The sequence below is a fragment of the Halomicronema sp. CCY15110 genome, from assembly GCF_016888165.1.
Taxonomy (GTDB): Bacteria; Cyanobacteriota; Cyanobacteriia; order Phormidesmidales; family Phormidesmidaceae; genus Halomicronema.
Genome location: NZ_JACSWC010000350.1, coordinates 1 through 870 on the forward strand (window position 1 = coordinate 1; position 870 = coordinate 870).

Here is an 870-nt window from a genome sequence, read left to right on the forward strand (position 1 = left end):
AGCCAAACAAAGCGGCTCTTGGATAGGCAAGGGTGTTGATTTCACCCCGAAAGCATTGGTCAAGCACTTGGAATAGCCGTTCCACACGCCAGCGTTTCTGATAGAGGGCAGCGACTTTCAGCGCCGTCGCGTCGCTGACCGGTAGATTAGACAAAATTGCAATTTCGAGGTCGCCGTCGCGGGTGGGCTGTTTTAGGCGCACGACGATGCGTCTGAGGGTCAGCCTCAGGCTCTGATTAAGGGTGAGCTGAATCGATTGTTCCAATACCACTCCCGTCTCGTTTTTGCCAGTTGTTGTCAGCTCGCTGAGTGCCTGCCAGGGTAAGTTGCCATGCTGACGCATGACGAAACTGCCCCCTCGGGCCTGCACACCAAAGAGAAAACCGAGGGTGCAAAAGTTGCGGTCGGCAATCCACAGGTCACGGCTGAGCACCGTCGCCAACACCCGACTCAATAACGCTCGCTCTTGGGTGTGACCATCCTCGCAGGCAAACACATCGATGGCGAGCATCAAAGCCGGGTCTAAAATGACCAGCGCATGACCCGGCAGCGGCGCACTGCCGACTCGACGCAACACTTCTAGGCGGTGCTCCGTCGCGGCGAGATGATTGCCATCGAGAATTTTGACCCGATAGCCATCTAGCAGCGCTGGCAATTCGCCTCGCAATTGCTCAATCAGTGATTGGGCTTTCTGCACCGATTGGCGCACCAACGCCTCCACAATCCACGGTTCCAAGCCATTGAGTTTGTTGTAGATCGACTGAATGCGAACCCCGATCCCTTTCGCTTTTGACTGATAGGCCGCATTAATTGAGGGGCTGATGCCACACACCACCAAACTCATCAACTCCACAACCGTGGAAAAGAGTA

1 protein-coding gene is annotated in these 870 nt (G+C 55.3%); it reads right to left on the reverse strand.

Features of this window, described 5'->3' with window-relative positions:
- On the reverse strand, positions 1–844 hold an 844-nt coding region (locus JUK32_RS16965), incomplete at its 3' end, for a transposase (protein WP_239112768.1).
- Positions 845–870 lie beyond the last annotated feature (26 nt).